A 24,370-nucleotide genomic window follows, 5' to 3' on the forward strand; every position below is an offset into this window, starting at 1 on the left:
GGGAGACGATGCCCGCCGGCCGCCGTCGCAGGGTCAGGGCGCGTCGTGGGCCGGTGCCGGCTCGGCCTGCCGGTCGGCCGGGCGGGTCTTGCGCCTCAGCCAGTCGGAGACCGCGGCGATCATGGCGTAGAAGGTCGGCACGAAGAGGCTGCCGAGCACCGCCACCGAGGCCATGCCCACCGCCACCGTGGTGCCGATATGGTGGCTGCTGGTGTCGCTCGCCCCGGTGGCCAACGCCAGCGGCAGGGTGCCGAAGATGAACGCCAGGGAGGTCATGACGATCGGCCGGAAGCGCAGCTCCGCCGCCGTCACCGCGGCCTCGCGGATCGACCGCCCCATCTCGCGACGCTGCAGCTCGGCGAACTCGACGATCAGGATGGCGTTCTTGGCCGCCAGGCCCACCACCACCAGCATGCCGATCTGCACGTAGACGCTGGTATCGAGGCCGCGCAGGAAGATGCCGCCGACCCCACCCAGGAAGGCGAAGGGGGTGGCGGTCAGCACCGCCAGCGGCAACGACCAGCTCTCGTACTGCGCCGCGAGGATCAGGAACACCATCAGCAGGCCGAAGACGATGGCCAGGGTCGCCGCGCTGCCCGCCTGGCTCTCCTGATAGGCGGTGCCGGTCCAGCCCATGCCCCAGCCGTCACCGAGCTGCTCCGCGACGATCTCCTGCATGGCGGCGATCGCCTGCCCGGAGCTATAGCCCGGGGCGGGACCGCCCTGGAACTGGGCCCCGGTATAGACACCGAAGCGCGTGACCACCGCCGGTGCCGCCTGGCGCTCCAGGCTCACGAACTCGGAGAGCGGGATGCGCTCGCCGTTGCCGCCGCGCACATAGATACTGGCCACGTCGTCCGGCGTCTTGCGGAACTCGTCCTCGTTCTGCAGGTAGACCTGGAAGTTGCGGCTCTGGTAGTTGAAGTAGTTGACGAAGCCGTTGCCGAAGGTGCTCGACAGGGTGTCGTTCAAATCCTCCAGGGAGACCCCGTAGCTGAGCGCCTTCTGCCGGTCGATCTCGGCGCGGAAGGAAGGCACGTTGACGTTGAAGGTGGTGAACACCTGATTCAGCGCGGGATGCTGGCCGGCCGCCTGCATCACCTTCAGCGAGGCCTGGTACAGCTCCTGGGGCGTGGCGCCCTCGAAGGACTGCAGGTAGCCGGTGAAACCGCCGGTGGTCGACAGGCCCATGATCGGCGGCATGTTGAAGGCCATGGCCGAGCCGCCCTCGAGCTGGGCGCCGAGCTGCATGATGCGACCGACCAGGCCGGAGGCGGTCAGCGTCCGCTCCTCCCAGGGGTCCATGTTGACGAAGATGATGCCCCGGGCCGTGTTCACCGAGCTCGACAGGATGTCGTAGCCGGCGACCGCCGAGGAATACTTGACCCCGGGGATCTCCTCGATGGCCGCGCTGAGCCGGCCCATGTAGTCCCGGGTGCGCGACAGGGAGGCGGAATCCGGCAGCTGCACGGCGGCCAGCACGATGCCCTGGTCGGTCTCCGGCACCAGGGTCGAGGGCGTGCTCTGGTAGAGCCACCAGGAAGCGCCGCCCACCAGGGCGGTGAGCAGCAGCGCCAGCCCCCAGAAACGCACCAGCGCCTTGACGATCCACATGTAGACCGCGGTGATGCCCGCGAACAGGCGGTCGAACAGTCGCAGCGGGGTGCCCAGCGCCCGGCCGACGGCCGTGGAGGTCTGGTGCCACTTGCGCTTGATGAAGATCGCCGAGAGCGCCGGGGTGAAGGTCAGGGCCATCAGCGCCGAGAAGGCCACCGAGATGGCGATGGTCAGCGCGAACTGCTGGTAGATCTGCCCGGTGAAGCCGCCCAGGAAGGCGACCGGCACGAACACCGCCGCCATGATCAGCGAGGTGGCGATGACCGGTCCGCCCACCTCGCGCATGGCCTGCACGGTCGCCTGGCGGACGGTGATCTCCTCGTCCTCGCCGAGCACCCGCTCCACGTTCTCCACCACCAGGATGGCATCGTCGACCACGATGCCGATGGACAGCACCAGGGCGAACAGCGTCAGCAGGTTGATGGTGAAACCGAAGGCGAAGAAGCCGGCGAAGGTCGCCAGCACCGAGACCGGCACCACCGACATGGCGATCACCGTGAAGCGCCAGTTCTGCAGGAAGATGAACAGGATGACGCCGACGATCAGGAAGGCCTCGATGAAGGTGTGGATGACCGTCTCCACCGAGGCATCGATGAACTGGGTGGTGTCATAGGGCACCACGTACTCGAGCCCCGGCGGGAAACGGCCGGCCAGCTCGTCCATGGCGGCCTCGACCGCCCTGGCGGTCTCCAGGGCGTTCGCCCCGGGCTGCTGGTTGATGATGATCGGTGCCATGGTGCCGCCGTTCAGGCGCGCCTCGATCCCGTAGAACGACGCCCCCAGCTCGATGCGCGCCACATCGCCCAGGCGCAGCGCCGAGCCATCGGGATTGGTACGCAGGAAGATCTCGCGGAAGTCGTCGGTGCTCGACAGCCGACCGCCGGCGGTGATGGTGTAGGTGAAGGCCCGCGGGTCCGACTGGGGCGTGGCCGCCAGGTTGCCCGCCGGCACCTCGGTGCTCTGGGCGCGGATCGCCGCGGCGACCTCGGCGGGGGTCAGGTCGTACTGGGCCAGCTTGTCCGGGTTCATCCACACCCGCATGGCGAACTCGCCGCCCCCCAGCACCTCGGCGTCGCCGACCCCGGGGACCTGGCGCAACTCGTCCAGGACGTTGAGGGTCGCGTAGTTCTGCAGGTAGGTGCGGTCGTAGTCGCCCTCGGGGGAGATCAGCGAGACCAGCATCAGGATCGAGCTGGAGCTCAGCTCCACGGTCACGCCCTGGTCCTGCACCGCCTCGGGCAGCTGGGACAGCGCGCCCTGCACCCGGTTGTTGACGTTGATGGTGTTGATGTCGCCGTCGGTGCCGATATTGAAGGCCACCTCCAGCTGCATCGAGCCATTGTCGGCACTGGTCGAGGACATGTAGAGCATGTCCTCGACGCCGTTGATGGCCTCGGCCAGGGGCGCGGCCACGGTCTGGGCCACGGTCTCGGCGTCGGCCCCCGGGAAGGTGGCGTTGACCGAGACCGTGGGCGGCACCACGCTCGGGTACTGCTCGATGGGCAGCACCCGCATGCTCATCAGCCCGATCAGCGTCAGGATGATGGCCAGCACCGAGGCGAAGATCGGCCGCTTGATGAAGAAGTTGGAGAAGTTCATTGCCCGCCGTCCCCGTCGCCCGAACCGGCCGCGGAGGCGTCACCGTTCGCCCCATCCGTCGCGGACGCGCCTGCCTGCCCCGGGCCGGCTGCGGTCTGCTGGGCCATCAGCGCCTCCGCGTTGCCGTCGAAGGCCTGGGGCGCGATGGCCGTGCCGGGCTGCAGGCCCGCGGGGTCGCTCACCACGACCCGATCGCCGCTCTCGAGGCCATCGCGCAGGAGCTGCCAGGGACCGGCGATCTCGCCGAGCTGCACGGTGCGTGCCCTGGCCTTGTCATCCTCGTCGAGCACGAAGACCTGGGGGCCCATCAGCCCCTGGGTCAGGGCGATCTCGGGCACCGCCATGACGTCGAAGCGCTTCATGCCCTCGAGCTGCACGCGCACGAACTGGCCGGGCAGCACCCGCGCCTCGGGATTGGCGAAGGTCGCCTTGGCCTGGACGGTGCTGGTGGACTCGTCGACCCGTGAGCCGAGGAAGTCCAGGTGGCCCGTCAGGCTGCCGCCGTCGGCGGGCAGCTCCAGTCGGGCACCGATGTCGGTGATCGCCTGATCATCCAGCTGGCGACGCAGCGCGAAGGCATCCTGCTGGGGCAGCTGGAAGCGCACTTCGAGCGGATCCAGGGGCGTGATGGTGGCAAGCTCGGTGCCCGCGGTCACCAGGTTGCCGACGTTCACCTGGCTCAGGCCGATCATGCCGTCCACCGGGGCGGTGACATCGGCATAGCCGAGGTCGATCCGGGCATTGGCCAGGGCGGCCTCCGCCTGGGCCACCGTGGCCCGCGCCACGCTCTGGTCCGCCAGGGCCTGGTCATAGTCCTGACGGCTCACCGAGTTCTGGCGCAGCAGGCTCGCGAAGCGGTTGGCATCGCGCTGGGCCCGCACCAGCTCGGCCTTGGCACTCTCCAGGTCGGCCTCGCGCTGGGCCACCACGGACTGGTAGAGGTCGGGCTCGATGGAATACAGGCTATCGCCCTGCTCCACCAACGCCCCCGGCTCGAAGTGCCTGGCCTCCAGGAAGCCGTCCACCCGGGCCACCAGGGTCACCTCGTTCTCGCTGCGCAGCTTGGCGGGATAGGACTTGTCCAGGGGAATGTCCTGGCGCACCGCCTCCATCACCTGCATGGGCCGGGGCGGGGCATCCCCTCCGCCGGCCTGTTGTTGCGGGACCTCTTCCTGGCCACAGGCGGCCAGCAACAGGCTCGAGGCCAGCGCCAGCAGGCCGGCCCGGCCACTCTGGATGATCGTTTTCATGCCTTGCTATCCCGTTGAGCGCATCAAGAAGTCGACAGAGACTACACGCATACAGCCGTGAATGTAAACCATACATCCACGATTGTATGTCGGATGACCGCTGCGTCATTCGCCGGGGCTTGGAGGCTCCCCGATCTCCAGCGCCGCATCATAGCGATTCCCCTCGCCCTCCTCGGGCAGGGTGAAGGACACCCCCTGTTCCTCGTCGAGCCAGGTATTGATCTGCTCGATGGCCTCGACATTCAGGGTGCCCGATTGCTGGCGCAGGGTGAGCAGGTTGGTCACGTAGCTGAAGCGGGCGTCGGCATGGTCGGCGATGGCATCGTAGAGGTTCTGTTCGGCGTTGAGCACATCGACGATGTTGCGGGTTCCGACCTCGTAGCCGGCCCGGGTGGCATCCAGGGCGCTCTGGTTGGAGACGATGGCCTGGGCACGGGCCTCCACCGTGGTCACGTCGTTGCTGACCTGGGTGAACAGCGAACGCACCTGCTGGACGGTGTCGCGGCGCTGGGACTCGAAGTCATACTGGCTGGCCTCCAGCGCATAGGAACGCTGCCGGATGCTCGCCGTGGTGCGCCCCCCGGTATACAGCGGCAGACTCACCCCGACGCCGACCTGGCTGGCGGAGTTGTACCCCCCCACGCTGTCGCGATCATCGTCGCTGTAGTTGTAGTTGGCGAAGGCCTCGACCACCGGCAGGCGCTGCGCCTGGGCGATGTCCACGCCACTGCGCGACACCTCGATACCGGCCTGGCTGGCCAGCACCAGCGGGTTGTTGTCCAGCGCCGTCTCCACCCAGGCATCGCGACGGGCGGGTTCGGGCGGTGTTACCGGCATGGCCTCCTTGAGCGATTCGATGCTCTGGTAGCGCTGGCCGGTGAGACGCTCGAGGGCCTCGAAGCTGACCTGCAGGTCGCTCTCCGCGGCGATCCGCTCGGCCCGGGACTGATCGAAACTCGCCTGGGCCTCTTCCACCTCGGTGATGGCGATCAGCCCCACATCGAACTGCTCGCGGGCCTGCTCGAGCTGACGCCCGATGGCCCGCTCCTGGGCCCGCCGCGCCTCGAGGATCTCGTGGGCACGCAGGATATCGAAATAGGCCGATGCCACGTCGATCAGCACCTGCTGCTCGGTGGCGGCCAACTGGTAGGTCTGCTGGTCGATCTGGCGGTCGGCCTGCTCCACCTCGGCGCCATTGCGGGCATCGAAGAGGGCCTGCGTGGCCTCCAGGGTCAGGGTGCCACTGTTGTAGTTGTCGCCTCCCGTCTCAGAGTCGATGCCAAGCTGCGAGAGCAGCGGCGAGGCCTGGCTCTGGTACTCGCGGTTGTGGGCCAGCTGGCCCGAGGCATTGACCTGGGGCAAGAGGTCGCCGCGCTCGACGTCGCGGCCGGCTTCCACGCCGTAGAACTGGGCGCGCGCCGAGGCCAGCTCGGCATTGTTGTCGAGGGCATCGCGGGTGATGGTCAGCAGGTCGGCCGCCTGGGCCGGCGCCGCCATCAGCGAGGCCACCAGCAGCGGCAGCGGTAGCAGGGCCCGCGCCCCCGGGCGGGGAGCAGAGCCCGGAAGCACCGAACGAAACGGCATCATCGGCAAGTTCCTTGTGTCGATAGGAGTATACATTCATTGTCGCATGTTTATGGCGGCAATCCATCGTCAACCATGCAAGCCGCGTGAAATTTTTCGCGGCCCTCGGCAGTTGTTGGCGAATCCGCTATGCTGCTTTGCAGCATAGTCGAACCCGGGAGAGCGCGAAATGGACGCACTGACACTGCTGCGGGTCAGGGAGCTGGAGGTGGCGGTGCGCATCTGGCACCCGCAGGCCCCGCGAACCGTCATCGCCTGGCATGGACTGGCCCGCCACGGCGGCGACTTCGCCGACTTCGCCCGGGAGCTCGGCCCCGGCTGGCGGGTCCTGGCGCCCGATACCCCGGGGCGGGGACTGTCCAGCTGGTCGCTGTATCCGTCACACGACTATCTGTATTCGCACTACATGACAATAGCAGTTGCGCTGCTGGATCACTTCGGCCTGGAGCGGGTGCCCTGGGTCGGCACGTCCATGGGTGGCCTGCTGGGCATGCTGCTGGCCGCCGAGCCGGCCACCGCGGGGCGCATCGAACGCCTGGTACTCAATGATGTCGGTCCGGAACTCGACCCCGACGGCCTGGCCGCGTTGGGCGCCTATTTCGGTGTTCCCCACCGCTTCTGTCGCTTCAGCGAACTCGAGGCGGAGCTGCGCCGCCACTATGCCGGCTTCGGCATCGAGGGCGACGACGCCTGGCGACGCCTGGCCCTGTCCAGCGCCCGCCGACTCCCCGACGGCAGCTGGACCTATCACTATGATCCGCGCATCGGCGAGCAATTCGTCCATGACACCCCCCGGGACACCTGGGCCGACTGGCAGGCGATCCGCTGCCCGCTGATGGTGGTACGCGGCGAGAGCTCACCGCTGCTGAGCGCCGAGAGCGTGAGCCGCATGGGCGACAGCCAGCCCGGCCTGGTCAGCCTCGAGGTTCCCGGCTGTGGCCATGCCCCCATGCTCGATCGGCCCCGCCAGGTGGGGCCGATCGATGACTTCCTGTCCGCCTCGCCCGCCCTGCCGCATGCCGTGACGCCGCTGGCCGGATGGTGGCGGCGTGGACGTCGCTGGCTGCGCCAGCTCGGCGGCAGGGCCTGAGCGCCCTCGCCCCACGGGGCGCCCGGGTCGGCCGGCCTGGCCCCGCGACGGCACAATCATGCCGGCATGCACGGCCCTCCGGAGAGCTCCTCGAGCCACTCAACCCCCTGATTCACCGGTCTTGCCTGGGGCAACAGGAGGAGGCACGATCGACGGGTGCCGGCCGCCCGGAACGTGGCCGAGCGTCGGCACGACGCTCATCCCCGGCCCCGCTTGCGGCGATGACTCAGCCCCTGGCCAGCCGGTCCAGCGTTCGCTCCACGGCACCCCGATAGCTGCCCCCGAACAGTAGCAGGTGGTTGAGCAGCGGATAGAGCTGAAAGAGGGCCTCGTGCCGCGGCCAGTCCTCCGGGGCCGCGCCGTTCCAGTAGGCCGCGAAGAAGGCCTCGGACGGGGCGCCGAACAGGGTCAGCATGGCCAGGTCCACCTCGGGATAATGGCGGTAGACCGCCGGGTCGATGATGGCCGGCCCCCGCTCGGTATACAGCACATTGCCGGACCAGAGATCGCCGTGGACCAGGCTCGCCGGGGCATCCGGCAACCACGTCTCCAGCCCCTCCGCCAGGGCCTCCAGGCGTACCCGCAGCCGCTGGTCGAGCAGCCCCCGGTCATGGCAGGCCCGGGCCAGCGGCAGCAGCCGCCGCTCTCGCTGGAAGGTCCGGCCATCGACGAGAGGCGCGTTGGGCTGGGGCGTGGTGCCGCAGGCATTGTCCCGATGCCAGCCATGCGCCCCCCCGGCCACCGCATGCAGCTCCCGCAGCCCCTCGCCCAAGGCGACCTCACCTCCCGACGCCCGTCGGCGGGGGGCGAGGGCCTCCATCACCAGCCACTCGCCCTCCCGGCCGAGCACTTCCGGCACCACCAGCCGGGTCACGGCCTCTCGCAGCGCCGTCAATCCTTCCGCCTCCCCGGCCAGCCGCTCGGCGGCATCCCGCTTGATCACCACCGCGCCCTGATCGGTCTCCAACCGGAACACCGCGGCGATGTCGCCTCCCGCCAGGGCCGTCGGCTCCCCGAGGGGCGTCAGGCCGATGCGCTCCATCAGGCGCTCGAGTTCCCGGTGCATGCTCCGTCCTCCCGTTGGGCGATGACCCAAGGCTCCCCTCCTCGCCTTGCCGTTGTCAAAATCCCGCCCCGGGAGGGCAGCCTGAGACGGCGCGATAAAAAAAGCCGCCCGGCTGGACGGCAAGGGGGTTAGACGAGACACCCGCAGGGGATGAGGACCTTCACTCGGGCATCAGCACGCTGTCGATCACATGGATGACCCCGTTGCTGGCCTCGATATCGGTCTGGATGACGGTGGCGTCGTCGACCATCAGCTGGCCATCCATGGTGGTGATGGTGAGATCCTGCCCCTGCACCGTGGTGGCACTGTCGGCCGCCATGGCGTCCTCGGCCATGACCGTCCCGGGCACCACGTGGTAGGTGAGAATGGCTTGCAGGGTCTGCTGGTTCTCGGGCTTGAGCAGGTCGTCGACGGTCCCGTCCGGCAGGGCCGCGAAGGCATCATCGGTGGGCGCGAAGACGGTGAAGGGGCCTTCACCCTTGAGGGTGTCGACCAGGTCGGCGGCCTGGACGGCCGCGACCAGGGTCTCGAACTGGCCGGCGGCCGCGGCGGTATCGACGATGTCCTTGGCCATGCCGTGGCTGTCGGCCTGGACACTGCCGGCCAGCATCAGGCCCATCAGGCCGGTACCGATCCATTGCGGGGCGTGGGTGGTGATAGCGTTCATGTAGCTCACTCCTCTGGGGATATCGCCTGCGCATGACCAGCGCTGGGCGTGGCGCTTACCTGACGGCGAGACCGTCGCCGTCTTAAGCTGTACAAAATCTAGTCAATGTACAATGTATGCACAATAATTATTTGTCACGACCGATCGCCCGGCTCTCCGGGGCTGACGGCGGAGCCGGGTTATGGCACAACGGGGGGACATCCCCGGGAAGGAGCCTCACCATGTACAAGCTTGCGTTCTTCGTGCCCGCCGACGCTGCCGAGCGGGTGAAGGAGGCCGTCTTCGCCACCGGCGCCGGGCGTATCGGCGACTACGAGGCCTGCTGCTTCCAGACGCCAGGCACCGGCCAGTTTCGCCCGCTGGCGGGCGCCCAGCCGCATATCGGCCGGGTCGGCGAGCTGGAGACGGTGGAGGAACTCAAGGTGGAGCTGGTCTGCGAGGATGCCTTGCTCCGCGAGGCGGTGGCCGCCCTCAGGCTGGCCCACCCCTACGAGGAGCCGGCCTACGACGTCTGGTCGCTGGCGACGGTCTAGGACGCCGGGCCTGGCGGCCCGTCCGCCCCTCCTGCCGAGGGGCGCAGCGTCCCGGTCGGCTCAGGCCGAGCCGAAGTAGCGCTCGCGGTCTTCCGGGGTGATGTCGCTGATGTGCAGCGGGTAGTCGCCGCCGGCGCGGTCGGCGAAGAAGTGGTGCAAGGTGCGCTCGATGGTGGGGAAGGCGAGCGAATCCCAGGGCACCTCGTGTTCCTCGAACAGCGCGACCTCGAGGCTTTCCGGGCCGGCCCCGAAGTCGCCGGCGAGGTCGGCGCGAAAGATCATGAACACCTGGTTGATGTGCGGCAGGTTGATCAGCGTGTAGAGGTCATGGATCGCCACGTCGGCCAGGGCCTCCTCGCGGGTCTCCCGAATCGCCGCCTCCACGGTGGTCTCGGCGTTCTCCATGAACCCCGCCGGCAGGGTCCAGTAGCCCTTGCGCGGCGCGATCGCCCGACGGCACAGCAGCACCCGGGAGCCGAGGATCGGCAGGGTGCCGGCGACGATGCGCGGGTTCTGGTAATGGATGGTGCCGCAGGCCGCGCAGAGATACCGCGGTCGATCGTCGCCGTCCGGAATCGCGAAACTGACCGGCTGGCCGCAATGGCTGCAGAAGTTCATGTGGCTCCCTGACAGGCTGTCGACAGGCCATGGCCCGGACTTGACGCCGCTCACGGCGACTGGGTAAATGGAATGAAACCCGACGGAAGCACCATGTTAGAGAAACTTCGCGAGCGCCTGCAAGCGCATGCGCCACGGCGGTTGCGATTCGACCTGCCCCAGGCGGCCGTGCTGATGCCCTTGGTGGCACGCCCCGAGCCGACGCTGCTCTTCACCCGCCGCGCCGCCCATCTCTCCACCCACAGCGGCCAGGTGGCCTTCCCCGGCGGCAAGCGCGAGGATCAGGATGACGACCTGCTGGCCACCGCCCTGCGCGAGTCCGAGGAGGAGATCGCCCTGCCAGCGTCCCGGGTCGAGGTGCTTGGCCGACTCTCAGACGTGCTCTCGCTGCATGGGCTGAAGGTCACGCCCTATGTGGGTGTGATCCCGCCCGACCTGCCCCTGGTCCCGGACCGCCGCGAGCTGGATGCCATCTTCGAGGTCCCGTTGGCGCACTTCCTCGAGGATCGTCGCACCCACACCGACGTGATCCGGGTCGAGGGGCGTGACTACTATGTGCCCAGCTATCGCCGCGACGGCCATGTCATCTGGGGCCTGTCGTCGATGATGCTGGTGGAACTGCTGGCCGAGGGCTGGGGCATGCCGATCAGCCTCTTCGCCCGCCCGGCCGGCGAACTCCGCTACCACCCCGAACGCCGGCTGCTCGATCGATGAACGAAAGCGTCTCCCCTGCCCTGCTCCCCGAGTCCCGTTTGGCCGAACTGGTCGATGCCTTGGTCGACCGCGGCTGGTACGTCGGCGAAGGCTTCCTGCCCGAGACCCTGCACCGGCCACTGTTCGACGAGTTGGCCGAGATGGCCCGACGCGACGCCCTGGAGGCCGCCGGCATCGGCCGCGGCACCGCGCATCACCTGCGACGCGACATCCGGGGTGACGCCATTCGCTGGCTCGACCGCGAGAGCCTGGGCCAACGCCGCTACCTGGAGGCCATGGGTGAGCTGCAGCAGGCGCTGAACCAGGCCCTGTTCCTGGGCCTGTTCGAGTACGAGGCGCACTTCGCCCAGTACCCGCCGGGCGCCTTCTACCGTCGCCACCTGGACAGCTTCCGCGGCCGGGCCAACCGGGTGATCTCCACCGTCGGCTACCTCAATCCCGACTGGCCCCTGGACGCCGGTGGCGAGATGGTGATCTTCGCCCCGCACGATCCGCAGCGCGAGGTGGCCCGGGTGCGCCCCGAGGCCGGCACCTTCGCCTGCTTTCTCTCCGATAGCGTGCCCCATGAGGTTCTGCCGACCCGGCGGTCCCGCGCCAGCATCGCCGGCTGGTTCCGGCGCAATGCCTCCCTCGGCGGCATGGTGGATCCGGCCCATTGATGGCGGACGACCGGACCCGCCGACTGGAGGCGCGCCTGGCGGCGCTCGAGGCCCGCAACGCCGAGCTCGAGGCCCGCAACGCCGAGCTCGAGGCCCGCAACGCGGCCCTCGACAACGAGAAGCGCCACTATCGCTGGCTGGCCGACAGCACCACCGACCTGATCTCGCGCCATGCCCGGGACGGCACCTTCCTCTATGCCTCCGGGGCGTCCCGGGACCTGCTCGGCTATGCCCCCGAGGCGCTGATCGGCGTCTGTGCCTACGACCTCTTCCACCCGGCCGACCTCGCCGACCTGCTCAACAAGTCGCCCCGGGTCTACCACCAAGACGGCTTCTACCAGTACACCTATCGCTTCCGCGCCCGGGACGGTCGCTACGTGTGGTTCGAGACCACCAGTCGCACCCGCCGCGACTCCGGGACCGGCGAGCTGCTGGATATCCTCTGCGTGTCACGGGACGTGGGGCGACGCCTGCGCGCCGAGGCCAACCGCGAGCGCCTGGCCCGGGTGGTGGAATCCACCACCGACTACGTGCTCTTCGCCGACGACGCCGAGCGCCTGTTCGACTCCAACGAGGCCGCCCGGCGACGGCTCGCCCTGCCCGCCGCGGACGGCGGGGACGGCGGGGACGGCGGGGCCAGCCTCGCCGACGCCTATACCGAGGCCTCGCTTGCCGAGTTGCGGGATATCGTGCTGCCCGCCGTGGCCCGCGACGGCTCCTGGAGCGGCGAGCTTTCGATGCGCGGCCGCCGGGGAACCCTGCCGGTGCTCAGCGTGGTGCTGGCCCACCGGGGCCCCGGTGCCGTGCCCGGCCACCTGTCGCTGCTCAACCGGGACATCGGCCTGCGCAAGGCCGCCGAGGCCCAGGCCCGCCGCCACCAGGCGCAGATCGCCCATGCCAATCGCCTGGCCACCACCGGCGAGTTGGCCTCCAATATCGCCCACGAACTCAACCAGCCGCTGGCGACCATCGCCAACTATGCCAGCGGCGCGCTGATCAAGCTGCGCACGGCCCCCGACGCGCCGGCCGCCGACCTCGGCCTGCCCCTCGAGCGCATCAACGCGCAGGTGTCGGGGCTCGCCGAGCGGCTGCGCCATATCCGCTCCTATGTGCGCAAGGGCCAGACCCGCAGCCGTCCGATGGCGCTGGGCGAGGCCGTGACGGGGGCCTGCCGGCTCTGCGCGTGGCAGTTCCAGCAGGCCGGCGTGGCGCTGGACCCGGCACTGCCCAAGGACCTTCCGCGAGTCCTCGCCGACCCCATCGCCCTCGAACAGGTGCTGGTCAACCTGCTGCTCAACGCCCTGGAGGCCAGCCGCGGGCATCCCGGGGCGGATCGGGTGGCGATCGCGGCCCGACGCAGCGGGCCTCGCGAGGTCGTCATGACGGTCAGCGACCGCGGTCCCGGGGTGGCCGAGGCGGACCGGAAGCGCCTCTTCACGCCCTTCCACTCCGGGCGCCACGATGGCCTGGGCATGGGGCTGGCCATCAGCCACTCGCTGATGGAGGCCATGGGCGGCGGCCTGGCCCTGGCCCCGCCAGCCGAATCGGGCGGCGCCCGTTTCGACGCCACCCTGCGGGCCGAGGGCACCTCGCCCCGCGGCTGAGCCGTCGCGGCTCAGGACATCCGCACGAAGCGGCCGGGCGCCGCGTCGAGGGGCGGGTAGCGATCGCCGCCGAGCCGCGGCGGGGCCACCGTGAAAGGAGACCTCGCTCTCGCCGATGAACAGCATCAGCTCGTCTGCCTCGGGGAAGTCCCGCTGGGTCGCCAGGGTGATGAGGGTCGCCAGCCGGTCGTCGCCGTCCCGGGCCTTGGCCGCCGCGGCGATCGTCAGCAGGGTCCCGCCGAGGCAATGATGATGACCACCTCGGCAGGCGGGCGTCGCGATCACCTCCTCCAGCCTCGCAGGACCGGCGCGGCCGAGATGGCCCGGACAGGCGCGAGGCGCTACACTGCCGCTCCAGGTTGCCCCACCCCACCCAGCCTCGCCGGAGCCCCGCGTGACCGAGTCCGCCAGCCGACCGTCCTGCATCGCCGTGGTCGACGATGACCAGGCCCTTCGCGAGTCGCTGGCCTGGCTGCTCGAGTCGGTGGGTCTCGCGACCCTGGCCTATGGCGATGGCGAGGCCTTCCTGGCCGCCGATCCCGCGGCCCACGACGCCATCCTGCTCGACGTCCGCATGCCCGGGCTCAGCGGGCTTCAGGTCCAGCAGCGGTTGCGCGAGCGCGGCGACGATACCCCGATCATCTTCATGACCGGGCATGGCGACGTGCCCATGGCCGTCACGGCGCTCAAGGCAGGCGCCTTCGACTTCATCGAGAAGCCCTTCAACCACCAGCAACTGATCGACATCGTCCAGCAGGCGCTGGTCGAGCACCGGCGACACCGCCACGAGCGGGCACGACTCGAGGCCCTGCAGGCCCGCTTCGACGCCCTGCGCCCCAAGGAGCGCGAGATCCTGATCCATGTGGCGGACGGCATGACCAGCCGGGAGATCGCCGAGCACCTGGCGATCAGCGCCAAGACCGTGGAGATCTATCGCTTGCGGGCCATGAAGGCATTGGGGGCCGCCAACCTGGCAGAACTGGTGCGCATGGTCACGGCCCTGGGACTGGTGCCGCCATTGCCCGACGGCTGAGCCGGTCAATTCGCCTCGCTGCGCGGATCGTCGCTGCGCGGATCGCCGGGAAGGTAGTGGCCGGTGGCAAAGCGGAAGGCCATCGAGGTACGCGGCCCGGCCACCCCGTCCACCTTGACGAACAGGCTGGGGAAGCTGTTCAACCATTGCTGCAGGGCTTCCACGCCGGCCAGCGTCTCGGCCTTAGAGGAGCGCCGCATCGCGTAGCGCGGCACCAGCGGTGCCGCCCCTTCCCGGGGCACCGGCCCCTCGTCGAAGGCCACCACTCCGGTTTCCGCCATGCGCCGGAGGATCACCGCGGCGCCGGCCTGGCGCGACACGGCGGTATCCGACCAGCGCCCGTCGGCGACGTACTTGCCCCGATCATAGTGCTCGGAGAAGCTCCACAGGTAGGGCGACAGCACCCCGGGATGGAAGCGTCGATAGCCCCAGCCGTTGTACTTCTCGAACTGATAGAGCAGGCCGGGCAGGCTCCAGTCGGTGTGCCGGTTGAGCCGCTTCATGGCCAGGGCGTCGACCGCACTCTCCTCCCAGGTGAAGGGCGGGGATCCTCGCCTCGGTCGTCCCGCCGGCACGTGCACGGTTCGCGCCAGGAGCGGGTCACCGTTATGCAGATGGCAGCCGAAGTCACCACCAGCCTCCATCTGGTGGACGAGTCCCACGAAGGCCCAGGGCACGCCCTGGCGGGCCGCGACGTCACGGTAGCGCTCGCGATTCTCCACCAGCCGATCCACCGCTTGCGCGATGCTCCGGTTGCGCTCCGGTCGAACCCGACAGGTCTCGAAGAGGCGGACATATTCATCGCGCAGTGCCTGGGTCAGTGATAGCGACATGCAACCTCCCGGGTCACCCCTCCTCGAGAATGGTCATGCGACGCGCCGGGGCCTCGGCAAGGACGGGGCCCGACGGCAGGGCGGCGAGGAGAGGCACCAAGACGGCTCCCGGTTCGCCGGGCTTCCCCCCGGAACAGACGCGGCTAGGGCCTCGCACGGCAGCGTAGCGGGGATTCACGTCGTCACAGTCCACGGCGAACGCATCGCCTGCCAACCGTGCCCTGTCCTCCCGACCGGTATGGCCCAGGCGAGGCATGGAACCGGCCGTTGACCTTGAAGCTAGCACAGATCGTGGCCGGTCGAGCCGGTTCCGGCCGGGCCCGGCGCCTCTCCCCGAGTACCGTGCCGGGGGGCTAGACTGACCGGACACGAGACACCCCGAGAGGCGACAGGACGATGATCCACGACGACGACATGCCCCATCTCGAACGCTGCGTGCGGCTGGCCGAGGAGGCGCTGGAGGCCGGCGACGCGCCCTTCGGCTCGCTGCTGGTGGCTGCCGACGGCCGGGTGCTGTTCGAGGATCGCAACCGCATAGCCGGCGGGGACGCCACCCGTCACCCCGAGTTCGCCATCGCGCGCTGGGCCGCCGAGCACCTGAGCCCCGAGGAGCGCGCCGCGGCCACGGTCTACACCTCCGGCGAGCACTGCCCGATGTGTGCCGCCGCCCACGGCTGGGTGGGGCTGGGGCGCATCGTCTACGCCAGTTCCGCCGAACAGCTCGTCGACTGGCTGAGCGCCATGGGTGTCGCCCCTCCCCCGGTGGCGCCCTTGCCGATCCAGCGGATCGTGCCCGGGGTCAGGGTGGACGGCCCCGTGTCGGGACTCGACCAGCGCGTCCACAGCCTGCATGCGCGTCTTCACGGCGCCGACGCGACGCCTCCGCATCGGGAATGAAGTGGGTCTCGCCATTGATGCGCTGTCGCACCCGGGAGGTCGCCTGGTAGATCTCCCGACGGGCGCGGTTCTGGTTGCCCAGCGGCCGGTGGTCGGGCAAGGCATGCCAGGGATTGATGGTCAGCTCGCGGGCCAGGCGCTCCCGCTCCGGGGTGGCGAAGGCCTGTGCCGGGATGCGCAGGGTCGCCACCGGGATCTCCGGCGAGGTCCAGATCACCGAGGCATCCTCGATGGGCATGGTCACCGGATCTTCCTGGCACTGGATGCGCATCTCGAAGACCACCTCCTCGACCGAGGCGAGCGTGCGCTGCATGGCCTCCCGCAGGTAGTCGTCCGGCGCCGGCAAGGGCACGGGCGTGCGCCCGGCCAGCATCGGCACGAACCGATACTTGATCGCCCGGCCCTCGCCGAACAGGTAGGGCACGCAGCTCCAGTAGTCGGCCTCCAAGGGACTGCCGTGGGCCTTGGCGTAGAGCGCCTGCAACAGCATGTCCCGGTAGTGGGAATCGAAGGGGTTGAGGAAGTACCACACCGGCATCCCCGCCCCGATCAGGCGCTGCAACTTGGCATTCTCGTAGACGTCGGGCGTGGTGAAGGTGGGCGAACTGATCGCCGAGAAGTCCTGGGTGTGGGCCTCGTCGTCGAGCAGGGTCTCCCCCGGGACGCCGGTCACCTTGACCCCCAGGCTGAGCACGCCGTTGTTGCGGATGTCCGGCGTGACCCGCGGCCCCGGCCCGCCGAAGCGCACCCAGGCTTGGTAGCGCCCCGGCGCCGCGAACAGGCCGCAGCGCAGGGCCGGCGGCAGCGCCAGTACCTCGAACTCGGCCTCGAGCAGGCCATAGGTCTTGGTGTTGCCGGCCCGCTCGGCGGTGCCATGCCGGTAGGTGCGCAGCAGGAAGGCGCTCATCCGTTCGCTGATGCGCCGGGTGACCTCGGCCTCCCCGGGCAGGATGCGCTCCTCGGCGATGGCCAGGTCGGCGTCGAGGCCCAGGCGTTGCCGACGCCGGCGGATGCTCGCCTGCAGAAGCTCGGTGGCCGGCTGCTGGACCAGGCGATCGAGGCCGTTGCGCAGCGTCGTGCAACGCCGCGTCAGCACGATGCCCTGCTCTACCGCCCGGTTGAAGACCCGCCCGGCGCGCAGCCACCAGCTATCCGGCAGCAGCGTGGCGGGGGCCGCGGGGGCGCTGGTCGCGGTCGTCAGGCCGAGGGGAGGCTCGGCCAGATAGCGCAGTGCCCGGCGTCCCGGCAGGAAGAAATAGGCGCCACCGCGTACCCGAACGAAGCGCGGCAGGCCGTGATGGCGTCGACGCAGCGGCGCGTCGGGCACGGTGAAGGTCTCGCGCCCCGCGCCGCGCGGCCCGATCAGCGGATCGGTGTCGGCGTGCAGGCCGGCGAAGTTGGCGTTGTTGACCCAGGTCTGCTGCACGAACTCGAACTGGCGGCTGATATCGGCGTTGACGCAGAGGAACAGCAATCCCCGCTCGACGCCGTCGTCGCTGGCGGCCAGCAGGTCGTCCGGCGCCAGGCTCTCGGCCAGGGGCGGGCCATAGACGCGGCCGCGACGCAGCAGCCGATGACGGCGGTTGATGGCCAGCGAGTCCTGGCTGCCGGGCTTGGGCGGCAGCATGTCGCGGGGGTTGGTGCGCCGCACATGGGCGCCCAGCGGGCACTTCAGCCCCTCCGGGTCCTCGTGGTGATAGCCGAAGGCGTTGGCCTGCGTGGCGCCGGTCTCGCCCTCCGGGGAGTCGACCAGCGGCGTTCCGTCCGGCCAGCGCCCCACCATCTTCGCCGCCAGGGCGCGGCGCGCCTCGCTGCCCGGGGCCTGGCCATCGAGCCAGGACCAGAAGCCATGAACATCCTGGCTCAGCTGGCGGAACACCAGGTAACTGCCGTTGCGCCCCAGGTCGCGGGCCTCGCCGCCGGCCACCTCCGGCAGCAGGTCGTGCGGGTCCTCGATGGGCGACACCAGGGGACGGGCGGTGTACTGGCCGCGCTCGTTGGGATAGCCGAGCACGAACTCTCCCGCCGCCACCCGGTGACGAGGATCCTGGCTGCTGCTGACCCCGGCCAGCTTGGGCTGGGAGATGCCGTCGCGGAAGCCGAAGTGTTCCTTGGCGCCCGGCAGGGGCTGGCTCTCCAGGGTCTCGAGCACGCGGATGCCGGCCGCCGCCAGGCTCTCGCGCTGCCTGGCGACCAGGGCCGCGAGGCTGCGCGGGGTCGCCCCGTAGACCATCAGCAGGGCGTGGATGGCCGGCGCATCGGGCCGCCCCCAGCGCCAGCCGGAGGGCGCGCTCTCCCCGCAGTCGCCCAGTACCCGGCTGCGTCGCGGGGAACCGGCGAGCCCCTCGCGGAACTCCCGGGAAAACCCCTTCAGGGCCTGCCAGGACAGCTCCAGATGGGCCAGCCCCGGCCAGCTGAAGGCCAGCTGCAACCGCCCGTCATCCCTGACGGGCCGCCCCGCGTCGCCGGTGGCGACCCGTTGCGCCATCGTCCCCAGCCACTCCCGGGCCGCCGCCGGCTCGCCGAAGTGCAGTATCAGGAAGGCGGCATGGGGCAACTCCCCGTAGCCGCTGAGGACGATGCCCTGGATATCGTCGAACTCGAGACTGGACATGGCATCAGAACCGTTGCAGCCAGGCACGGCACCCGGCATCGCTCAGGGCCCCCGAGAGCCCCGCCCGGATGGCCGCGTTGTTGGCCAGATTGACCGCGGTCAGCCCGGCGTAGGCCGGCGCCCGATACCACACCGCCGTGGGCACCTGATGGTCGCGGTAGTAGGCCTTGAAGGCCTGCTCGTCGGCAGCGCCGCCGAACAGCAGCCAGCGCGTGCGTGGCCAGCCCTCACCGTTGCTGAACACCAGGTTCAGGCCGAAGGCGACGCGCTCGATGAAGTCGTCCTGGTAGCTCTCGGGACTGCCGTCGAAATTGCTGAAGAACACCACCCGTTCGCCCCGGTCGATGATCACCCAGCGGGCGAAGTGGATGGTGTCGATCTCGGCGAGCTTGCCCCGGTAGAAGACATGGGAGACGGCGAACTGCAGCAGCCAGAGCGCGACCCGCAGCACTCCCCGACGGAAGGGCCCCGCCTGGATATGTCCCACCGCGGACAGCTGGTTGTGCACGCCGTGATCCTCGTCGTCCTCGAGGGCCCGCACCCGACCGTCCCGGGGACGACGGTTGTGGGGCGCATTGGCGATCTCATGCAGGCGCAGCACGGCCAGGGCCAGCAGCGTCAGCGGCAGCAGCAGCACGGCCAGGGCCAGCCCCGCCAGGGCGATCGCCCCCAGTACCAGCCAGCCCCGCAGCCAGCGCCAGCGGCTCGGCCCCGAGGCCGGCGACAGCGCCTCGCTCAGGTCGGCACGGCCGGCCACGAAGTGGATCAGCTCCTGGCGGATCTGGCGGGGCGAGCGGCCCTGCCAGTCGCCGTCATCCAGGTGCTGCTGGAGGGCCGCATGAAGCCGGGCCTCGAGGCTCACCTGGGCCAGGCTGCGCCCCAGGGTATTGACGTAGAAGGCCCCCACCGGCTGGCGATGTGCCGCCAGGTAGTCGCGGGTCACCCCGGCATCGGCGCCATCGGGGAAGTCGACGCAGTGGGCCAGCAGCCCGCGCAGGCCGGCTCCCCCCACGGTGACGATGGTGTCCAGTGTCGCGTCGGGATCACCGTCGAGGTTGGCGGTCAGCACCAGCTGGGCCGGATAGTGCCGACCGCCGCGACGGTGGGCCACGGGCAGCAGCACCCAGCGGGCGAAATGCACAGCCTCCAGTTGGCCAAGGGGCAGGATGGCGTTGCCGGCCGGATCCTCGCGCAGGGCAGCAAGCGACTCCTCGAGCAGAGCCACATGGCTCGACCGGATGGGCATCACCAGGTTCAGGGCCGATTGGGTGACCATGGCATCATCCTTGTCCCGGCGGATTGACTCGGTGCCGTAGGCGAACGTGTACTAGCAGTCTAGTCAGACTCGAGCATGGCGGCGTAGGAAAAGCGTTGACTATACTTTTCATGCTTTCATCGCCGATCTGACAGGGAAGGGCTGGCCGGCACGCCGCGTTTCCCGAGGAGGTTTCCGGCATGCCGACCCTGCGACAGGGCTCTTCCCCCGCACGCCATCTGGCCTGCCCCCTCCCGCTCATCCTGCTGCTGGCCCTGCCCGCCGCACCGCTGATGGCCGATGCGTCGTCGTCCGCCCACCCGGAAGCCGACCGGCCCTCCTGGCTCGAGACCTGGGCGTCGCTACGAGCCTGCAAGCGCATGGTGGCCTCGGGCCTGCGCGAGATACCCGACGACCGCGCCGACCGTTTCCTCGGCAAGGTCGAGGCAGACACCGCCCACTGCCGCGGCGGCCGGCGCGCCCTGGAGGCGCACCGCCGCGACCGGCCCTGGGGCGACTGGCAGAGCTACTGGGCCACCGGCGACGGCGCCTCGCGCAACGCCAATTATGACGACGGCTGGCTGCGCTCGCTGGTCGGCGGCCTCAGCGAGCGGGTCCACCTCAATCCCAACGACCGGGGAATCGACGGCGCCCTGATGGACCTGGAGTTCCAGCGAGTCGAGCTGATCAAGTTCAACCTCTTCGACAACGCCACCTACCGCGAGTACGTGCAGGGCCGGAACGGCGCCCCCGGCACCACCCTGACCCGCTGGGATGCCATGCGCCTGCCACCCGACCACCCGGCCTACACGGCGGTGGGCGGCGACGGCGAGCAGCTGTGCCAGGGCGAGCTGATCCGCCAGCGCACCCTGACCGGCATCTGCAACGACCTGCGCAATCCCCTGATGGGCGCCAGCGACACCCGCTTCGCCCGCAACGTGGCATTCGACGAGACCTTCCCGGCCGAGGGCCATACGGCCCTGACCCGGGCGCGCCACGGCGACCGGCTCGACCTGCTGAGCCCCGATCCCCAGCGCATCAGCCAACGGCTGTTCAGCCGGGCGCAGTCGCGGCCCGAGCTGTGCAACGAGGGCCGCGGCCTGGCCGACCACGCCCCCGAGGCGCACTGCGACTATCGCAAGGCGCCCTTCTTCAACGTGCTGGCGGCCTACTGGATCCAGTTCATGACCCATGACTGGTTTTCCCACCTGGAGGGCGGGGAGAACGACCGCGCCGGGCTGCAGCCGGCGGGCTGCGACCTGTCCGAGGAGCAGGCGGCGTCGCTGGGCTGCCGGCCCGGTGACGCCTTCCAGCGCAGCCTGGTGGCCCAGCACGAGGCAGCGGACACCTTCGAGCACCAGGGCCAGCGCTACCAGGCTCGTGCCCACCGCACCTTCGACAATACGGTGACCGCCTGGTGGGACGCCTCCCAGCTGTATGGCTACGACGCGACCAGTGTGCAGCGGGTCAAGCGTGCCCCCGAAGACCCGGCCAGACTGCTGCTGCCGCCGCTGCCCGGTCAGGCCGACGACGGCCAGGGCTACCTGCCCCGCTTCGGACCGCCCTGCGAGACAACCACTGCCGAGGCCTGCGACCCCATCCACCCGGCCTGGTCGGGCCAGGCGGCCACCGCCTTCCCCGACAACTGGACGCTGGGCGTGGCCTTCTACCACAACGTCTTCGCCCGCGAGCACAATGCCTTCGTCGAAGCCTTCCGCACCCGGGCCGCCGCGACCCCCGATGCCGATTCCGGCCTGCGCGACCCCGCCGACCCCGACGCCGTGATCCGCTATGCCGAGGTCAGCGACGAGGAGCTGTTCCAGGCCGCCCGCCTGGTGGTCTCGGCGATGATCGCCAAGATCCACACCATCGAGTGGACGACGCAACTGCTCTACGACGAGCCGCTGTATCGCGGCATGAATGCCAACTGGAAGGGCCTCTTCCACGAGCACGACCTGGTCGAGGAAGCCCTATCCCGGGTCCTGGAGCGCCTGCGCGCCTCGGACGACGACCGCCATGCCAACGCCTGGTACTCGGTGCTCGCGGCCGGCCCGGGCATCTTCGGCCTGGGCAGCGAGCGCTACGCGGACGCCTCGGTGTTCACCCCCCTCGGCGGGCAGCGCCAGGACCTCTGGTCGCTGGCCAACCCCGAGCATGTCAACGGCGGCACCAACCACTTCGGCTCGCCGTTCAACTTTCCCGAGGAGTTCGTCACCGTCTATCGGCTGCATCCGCTGGTCCCCGACCTGCTGGAACTGCGCGACCTCGCCGACCCCGACCGCATCCACGCCAAGGTCCCGGCCCTGGAGGGCTTCCGCGCCGGCGCCAGCGACCTGCTGCGCCAGGAGGGGCTGGCCGACTGGGCGCTGAGCATGGGGCGCCAGCGGCTGGGCCTGCTGAGCCTGGGCAACCACGGTCGCTTCCTGCAGAACCTGGCCATGGGGCACCTGGGCTCCGCGACCGGCCGGCTCGACATCGCCGCCCTCGACATCATACGCGACCGCGAGCGAGGGGTGCCCCGCTTCAACGAGTTCCGTCGCCAGTACGGCCTGCGCCAGCTGACCGGCTTCGACGACTTCGTCGATACCACGCTGCCGGACGATCACCCCGAACGCCGGCACCAGGAGACCATGGCGGCGAGGATGCGCGAGATCTACGGCCAGCATGTCTGCGACGCCGACAAGGTCATCTCGCATGCCTATCGCGATGCCGACGGCGACTATCCCGATGATTGCCTGGGGCATCCCGACGGCACCCTGGTGGACAACGTGGAGGACCTGGACACGGTGGTCGGCTGGCTGGCCGAGCCGGTGCGCCCCCACGGCTATGCCATCTCCGAGACCCAGTTCGTGGTGTTCATCCTCAACGCCTCGCGGCGCCTGTTCAGTGACCGCTTCTTCACGTCCAGCTTCCGCCCCGAGTTCTACACCCAACTGGGCCACGAGTGGGTGATGCACAACGGCCCCGACGGCGTGATCATGGAGGACGGGGCCCCCAACGGCCATCGCCAGCCGGTGTCGCCGATGAAGCGCGTGCTGCAGCGTACGGTGCCGGCCCTCGCCGCGCAGCTGGACCCGGTCGTCAACGTCTTCGACCCCTGGGCGCGGGATCGGGGCGCCTACTACTCCCTGGACTGGACCCCGCGTCCGGGGGCCGAGGCCGATGATGCCTTCGCGCCCTGACTGCGGTCGCCGGCCCCGCCATGCGGGGCTGGTGCTGATGCTCGCCGCCGTCGCGGGCTGCGGCGACGCCGAGCCGCCCCTGGCCATCGCCGAGGAGCGGGTCTCCCCCGCAGAATCCCGCCTCGAGGCCGAGATGACCGAGTGGATCCTGGCGCGCTACCGGCGCCAGCGTAGCGCGCACCCCGAGCGGCCCATCCCCCGCTTCAACCAGCCCAAGACCCTGGCCTGCCCCTCGGCCGTGCTGCGGGTGCCCGACCTCCCCGAGCGGCTGGCCCGAGGACTCTTCGCCCGGCCCGGCGAGTACCCCGCCACTCTGCGCTTCGCCAACGCCACCCGCCAGGATGACCGGGAGAAGGACCTGCGCGGGCTGTCGATCCGTGTGGAGGCTGTGCCCGGCGCCAGCGGCGTCGACGGCACCCCGGGCCGCCAGGACTTCCTGCTCAACAGCCACCCGGTGCTGTTCGCCGGCACGCCCGAGGCCTTCCATGCCTTCGTCGAGGCGGCCACCGACGAGCGGATGTGGTGGTACTTCCTGAGCCACCCCCGCTCGCTGTGGATCGCCTGGCAGGCACGCGGCCGGCCCGACAGCCTGCTCGACATGCCCTTCTGGAGCACCACCCCCTATCGCTACGGCGAGGGCGAGGCGGTCAAGTATGCGGTGCGCCCCTGCGACGGGGCACCCTCCCCGACCGCCGCGCCAGCCGGGGGCGACGATCCCGATTTCCTGCGTCATGCCCTGGCCGGGCGCCTGGCCGAGGGCGGCGCCTGCCTGGCCCTGCAGGTCCAGTTCCAGCAGGACCCCGAGCGGATGCCCATCGAGGATGCCTCGGTGGCCTGGGACGAGAGCCGCTCGCCCTTCCACACCGTGGCGCGCCTGACCCTGCCGGCCCAACGGGTAGACGACCCGGCGGCGCTGTCGCGCTGCGAGGGCATGGCCTTCAACCCCTGGAACGGCCACCCCGACCACCGCCCGCTGGGCGGCGTGAATCGCGTGAGGCGCGGCATCTACCGGGCGGTCGGCGCGCTGCGCACCGAACATCAGGCCTCGCTGGCGTCCTCCGCCGAGGCAGGCCGACACCCAACGGGAGGTTCCCCATGAGCGCAACGGTGCAGGACTGGCTGGGCATGAGTCGCGACGAGCTCGACACCCTCTACCGCGACGCGACGCCGGGGGAGATCCCCCAGGGCGATACCCGCGGCACGCCCATCGTCGCCGGAACGCCCCTGGCCAAGGCCTTCGCCACCTTCGCCCGACTGTTCGCCTGGCAGGGCAAGGTCTTCGACATGTTCGCCGAGGACGGCTCCGCGGGCGTGCTGGTCAACAAGGTCTCGCCCTTCGGGCTGGGCTTCATCGTGGCCAAGGTCTACCGGGCTCCCAGCTGGATGGACGGCCAGCCGACCATCGTGATCGACTACTCGCGCACCTCGTTCTTCTTCCGCGCGGTGCGCGACGAGATCCGCGAGATCGAGCCGGGGGTCTACCTGGGCAAGGTGTGGCTGGGCAAGCGCCGCATCCTGGACTTCGCCCTGGAACTGCCGAAGGGCGACTAGCGCG

19 protein-coding genes are annotated in these 24,370 nt (G+C 70.0%); 10 read left to right on the plus strand and 9 right to left on the minus strand.

The features are described from left to right. Positions 1–33 precede the first annotated feature (33 nt). The 3 genes from QWY76_RS10530 to QWY76_RS10540 form a co-directional block, all read right to left on the minus strand. On the minus strand, positions 34–3,216 hold the full coding sequence (locus QWY76_RS10530) for an efflux RND transporter permease subunit (RefSeq protein ID WP_290311141.1): 3,183 nt from the start codon (positions 3,214–3,216) through the stop codon (positions 34–36). Next, positions 3,213–4,466 carry an efflux RND transporter periplasmic adaptor subunit gene (locus QWY76_RS10535; RefSeq protein WP_290311142.1) on the minus strand — a complete coding sequence of 418 codons (1,254 nt, stop codon included), beginning with the start codon at positions 4,464–4,466 and terminating at the stop codon, positions 3,213–3,215. The genes QWY76_RS10530 and QWY76_RS10535 overlap by 4 nt, the downstream gene beginning before the upstream one ends. Before the next feature lie 105 nt (positions 4,467–4,571). After that, positions 4,572–6,053, minus strand: a complete 1,482-nt coding sequence (locus tag QWY76_RS10540) for a TolC family outer membrane protein (RefSeq protein ID WP_290311143.1) — start codon at positions 6,051–6,053, stop codon at positions 4,572–4,574. A 166-nt stretch (positions 6,054–6,219) separates the two neighbouring features. On the opposite strand from QWY76_RS10540, the gene QWY76_RS10545 reads away from it, so the two are divergent. After that, positions 6,220–7,140: an alpha/beta fold hydrolase gene (locus QWY76_RS10545; protein WP_290311144.1), complete on the plus strand. Its 921-nt coding sequence runs from the start codon at positions 6,220–6,222 to the stop codon at positions 7,138–7,140. Positions 7,141–7,366: 226 nt separating this feature from the next. Here QWY76_RS10545 and QWY76_RS10550 read toward each other — a convergent pair whose 3' ends face one another. After that, complete coding sequence (locus QWY76_RS10550) at positions 7,367–8,206, minus strand: fructosamine kinase family protein (RefSeq protein ID WP_290311145.1); 840 nt, start codon at positions 8,204–8,206, stop codon at positions 7,367–7,369. Positions 8,207–8,366: 160 nt separating this feature from the next. Next, entirely contained in the window at positions 8,367–8,873 is a 507-nt protein-coding gene (locus QWY76_RS10555) for a fasciclin domain-containing protein (RefSeq protein ID WP_290311146.1), read from the minus strand. Positions 8,874–9,094: 221 nt separating this feature from the next. Here QWY76_RS10555 and QWY76_RS10560 point away from each other — a divergent pair, with 221 nt between their 5' ends. Continuing rightward, complete coding sequence (locus QWY76_RS10560; protein ID WP_290311147.1) at positions 9,095–9,406, plus strand: YqfO family protein; 312 nt, start codon at positions 9,095–9,097, stop codon at positions 9,404–9,406. A 60-nt stretch (positions 9,407–9,466) separates the two neighbouring features. On the opposite strand, the gene QWY76_RS10565 is transcribed toward QWY76_RS10560, so the two are convergent. Continuing rightward, complete coding sequence (locus QWY76_RS10565; RefSeq protein ID WP_290311148.1) at positions 9,467–10,024, minus strand: NUDIX hydrolase; 558 nt, start codon at positions 10,022–10,024, stop codon at positions 9,467–9,469. Between the two features lie 93 nt (positions 10,025–10,117). Here QWY76_RS10565 and QWY76_RS10570 point away from each other — a divergent pair, with 93 nt between their 5' ends. From QWY76_RS10570 to QWY76_RS10590, 4 genes are all read left to right on the plus strand, one after another. Next, a complete protein-coding gene (locus tag QWY76_RS10570; protein WP_290311149.1) occupies positions 10,118–10,738 on the plus strand; it encodes a CoA pyrophosphatase in 621 nt (206 codons plus the stop codon). Beyond that, positions 10,735–11,397, plus strand: coding sequence for a 2OG-Fe(II) oxygenase (locus tag QWY76_RS10575; RefSeq protein ID WP_290311150.1), 663 nt, complete (start codon positions 10,735–10,737; stop codon positions 11,395–11,397). The genes QWY76_RS10570 and QWY76_RS10575 overlap by 4 nt, the downstream gene beginning before the upstream one ends. Continuing rightward, the gene (locus tag QWY76_RS10580) at positions 11,397–13,001 is read left to right on the plus strand and encodes a PAS domain-containing sensor histidine kinase (RefSeq protein WP_290311152.1); all 1,605 of its coding nucleotides are present in this window, start codon (positions 11,397–11,399) and stop codon (positions 12,999–13,001) included. Before QWY76_RS10575 ends, QWY76_RS10580 begins: the two co-directional genes overlap by 1 nt. 394 nt (positions 13,002–13,395) lie before the next feature. Then, complete coding sequence (locus QWY76_RS10590; protein WP_290311153.1) at positions 13,396–14,034, plus strand: response regulator transcription factor; 639 nt, start codon at positions 13,396–13,398, stop codon at positions 14,032–14,034. 5 nt (positions 14,035–14,039) lie between these two features. Here QWY76_RS10590 and QWY76_RS10595 read toward each other — a convergent pair whose 3' ends face one another. Continuing rightward, complete coding sequence (locus QWY76_RS10595) at positions 14,040–14,867, minus strand: hypothetical protein (protein ID WP_290311154.1); 828 nt, start codon at positions 14,865–14,867, stop codon at positions 14,040–14,042. Between the two features lie 396 nt (positions 14,868–15,263). Between QWY76_RS10595 and QWY76_RS10600 the strand changes: the two genes are divergently transcribed. Beyond that, complete coding sequence (locus tag QWY76_RS10600) at positions 15,264–15,764, plus strand: nucleoside deaminase (protein WP_290311155.1); 501 nt, start codon at positions 15,264–15,266, stop codon at positions 15,762–15,764. Here QWY76_RS10600 and QWY76_RS10605 read toward each other — a convergent pair. Together QWY76_RS10605 and QWY76_RS10610 are read right to left on the minus strand one after the other, a co-directional pair. Further along, positions 15,667–18,378: a hypothetical protein gene (locus QWY76_RS10605; protein ID WP_290311156.1), complete on the minus strand. Its 2,712-nt coding sequence runs from the start codon at positions 18,376–18,378 to the stop codon at positions 15,667–15,669. The genes QWY76_RS10600 and QWY76_RS10605 overlap by 98 nt on opposite strands. Before the next feature lie 4 nt (positions 18,379–18,382). Continuing rightward, on the minus strand, positions 18,383–19,654 hold the full coding sequence (locus QWY76_RS10610) for a hypothetical protein (RefSeq protein WP_290311157.1): 1,272 nt from the start codon (positions 19,652–19,654) through the stop codon (positions 18,383–18,385). A gap of 179 nt (positions 19,655–19,833) precedes the next feature. Between QWY76_RS10610 and QWY76_RS10615 the strand changes: the two genes are divergently transcribed. From QWY76_RS10615 to QWY76_RS10625, 3 genes are read left to right on the plus strand one after another with little or no spacing between them, the layout of a single operon-like run. Beyond that, positions 19,834–22,815 (plus strand): peroxidase family protein, encoded by a 2,982-nt coding sequence (locus QWY76_RS10615; protein WP_290311158.1) that lies wholly within the window; start codon positions 19,834–19,836, stop codon positions 22,813–22,815. Further along, complete coding sequence (locus tag QWY76_RS10620; RefSeq protein ID WP_290311159.1) at positions 22,799–23,914, plus strand: catalase family protein; 1,116 nt, start codon at positions 22,799–22,801, stop codon at positions 23,912–23,914. Before QWY76_RS10615 ends, QWY76_RS10620 begins: the two co-directional genes overlap by 17 nt. Next, positions 23,911–24,366, plus strand: coding sequence for a hypothetical protein (locus QWY76_RS10625; RefSeq protein WP_290311160.1), 456 nt, complete (start codon positions 23,911–23,913; stop codon positions 24,364–24,366). The genes QWY76_RS10620 and QWY76_RS10625 overlap by 4 nt, the downstream gene beginning before the upstream one ends. Positions 24,367–24,370: the final 4 nt, after the last annotated feature.

Origin of the sequence: Halomonas maura, assembly GCF_030409305.1 — a bacterium.
GTDB classification, from domain to species: domain Bacteria; phylum Pseudomonadota; class Gammaproteobacteria; order Pseudomonadales; family Halomonadaceae; genus Halomonas; species Halomonas maura.

Coding starts and splice junctions, on each gene's coding strand:
- QWY76_RS10530 (WP_290311141.1), bottom strand. CDS start 3,216: ATGAACTTCTCCAACTTCTTCATCAAGCGGCCGATCTTCGCCTCGGTG.
- QWY76_RS10535 (WP_290311142.1), bottom strand. CDS start 4,466: ATGAAAACGATCATCCAGAGTGGCCGGGCCGGCCTGCTGGCGCTGGCC.
- QWY76_RS10540 (WP_290311143.1), bottom strand. CDS start 6,053: ATGATGCCGTTTCGTTCGGTGCTTCCGGGCTCTGCTCCCCGCCCGGGG.
- QWY76_RS10545 (WP_290311144.1), top strand. CDS start 6,220: ATGGACGCACTGACACTGCTGCGGGTCAGGGAGCTGGAGGTGGCGGTG.
- QWY76_RS10550 (WP_290311145.1), bottom strand. CDS start 8,206: ATGCACCGGGAACTCGAGCGCCTGATGGAGCGCATCGGCCTGACGCCC.
- QWY76_RS10555 (WP_290311146.1), bottom strand. CDS start 8,873: ATGAACGCTATCACCACCCACGCCCCGCAATGGATCGGTACCGGCCTG.
- QWY76_RS10560 (WP_290311147.1), top strand. CDS start 9,095: ATGTACAAGCTTGCGTTCTTCGTGCCCGCCGACGCTGCCGAGCGGGTG.
- QWY76_RS10565 (WP_290311148.1), bottom strand. CDS start 10,024: ATGAACTTCTGCAGCCATTGCGGCCAGCCGGTCAGTTTCGCGATTCCG.
- QWY76_RS10570 (WP_290311149.1), top strand. CDS start 10,118: ATGTTAGAGAAACTTCGCGAGCGCCTGCAAGCGCATGCGCCACGGCGG.
- QWY76_RS10575 (WP_290311150.1), top strand. CDS start 10,735: ATGAACGAAAGCGTCTCCCCTGCCCTGCTCCCCGAGTCCCGTTTGGCC.
- QWY76_RS10580 (WP_290311152.1), top strand. CDS start 11,397: ATGGCGGACGACCGGACCCGCCGACTGGAGGCGCGCCTGGCGGCGCTC.
- QWY76_RS10595 (WP_290311154.1), bottom strand. CDS start 14,867: ATGTCGCTATCACTGACCCAGGCACTGCGCGATGAATATGTCCGCCTC.
- QWY76_RS10600 (WP_290311155.1), top strand. CDS start 15,264: ATGATCCACGACGACGACATGCCCCATCTCGAACGCTGCGTGCGGCTG.
- QWY76_RS10605 (WP_290311156.1), bottom strand. CDS start 18,378: ATGTCCAGTCTCGAGTTCGACGATATCCAGGGCATCGTCCTCAGCGGC.
- QWY76_RS10610 (WP_290311157.1), bottom strand. CDS start 19,654: ATGGTCACCCAATCGGCCCTGAACCTGGTGATGCCCATCCGGTCGAGC.
- QWY76_RS10615 (WP_290311158.1), top strand. CDS start 19,834: ATGCCGACCCTGCGACAGGGCTCTTCCCCCGCACGCCATCTGGCCTGC.
- QWY76_RS10620 (WP_290311159.1), top strand. CDS start 22,799: ATGCCTTCGCGCCCTGACTGCGGTCGCCGGCCCCGCCATGCGGGGCTG.
- QWY76_RS10625 (WP_290311160.1), top strand. CDS start 23,911: ATGAGCGCAACGGTGCAGGACTGGCTGGGCATGAGTCGCGACGAGCTC.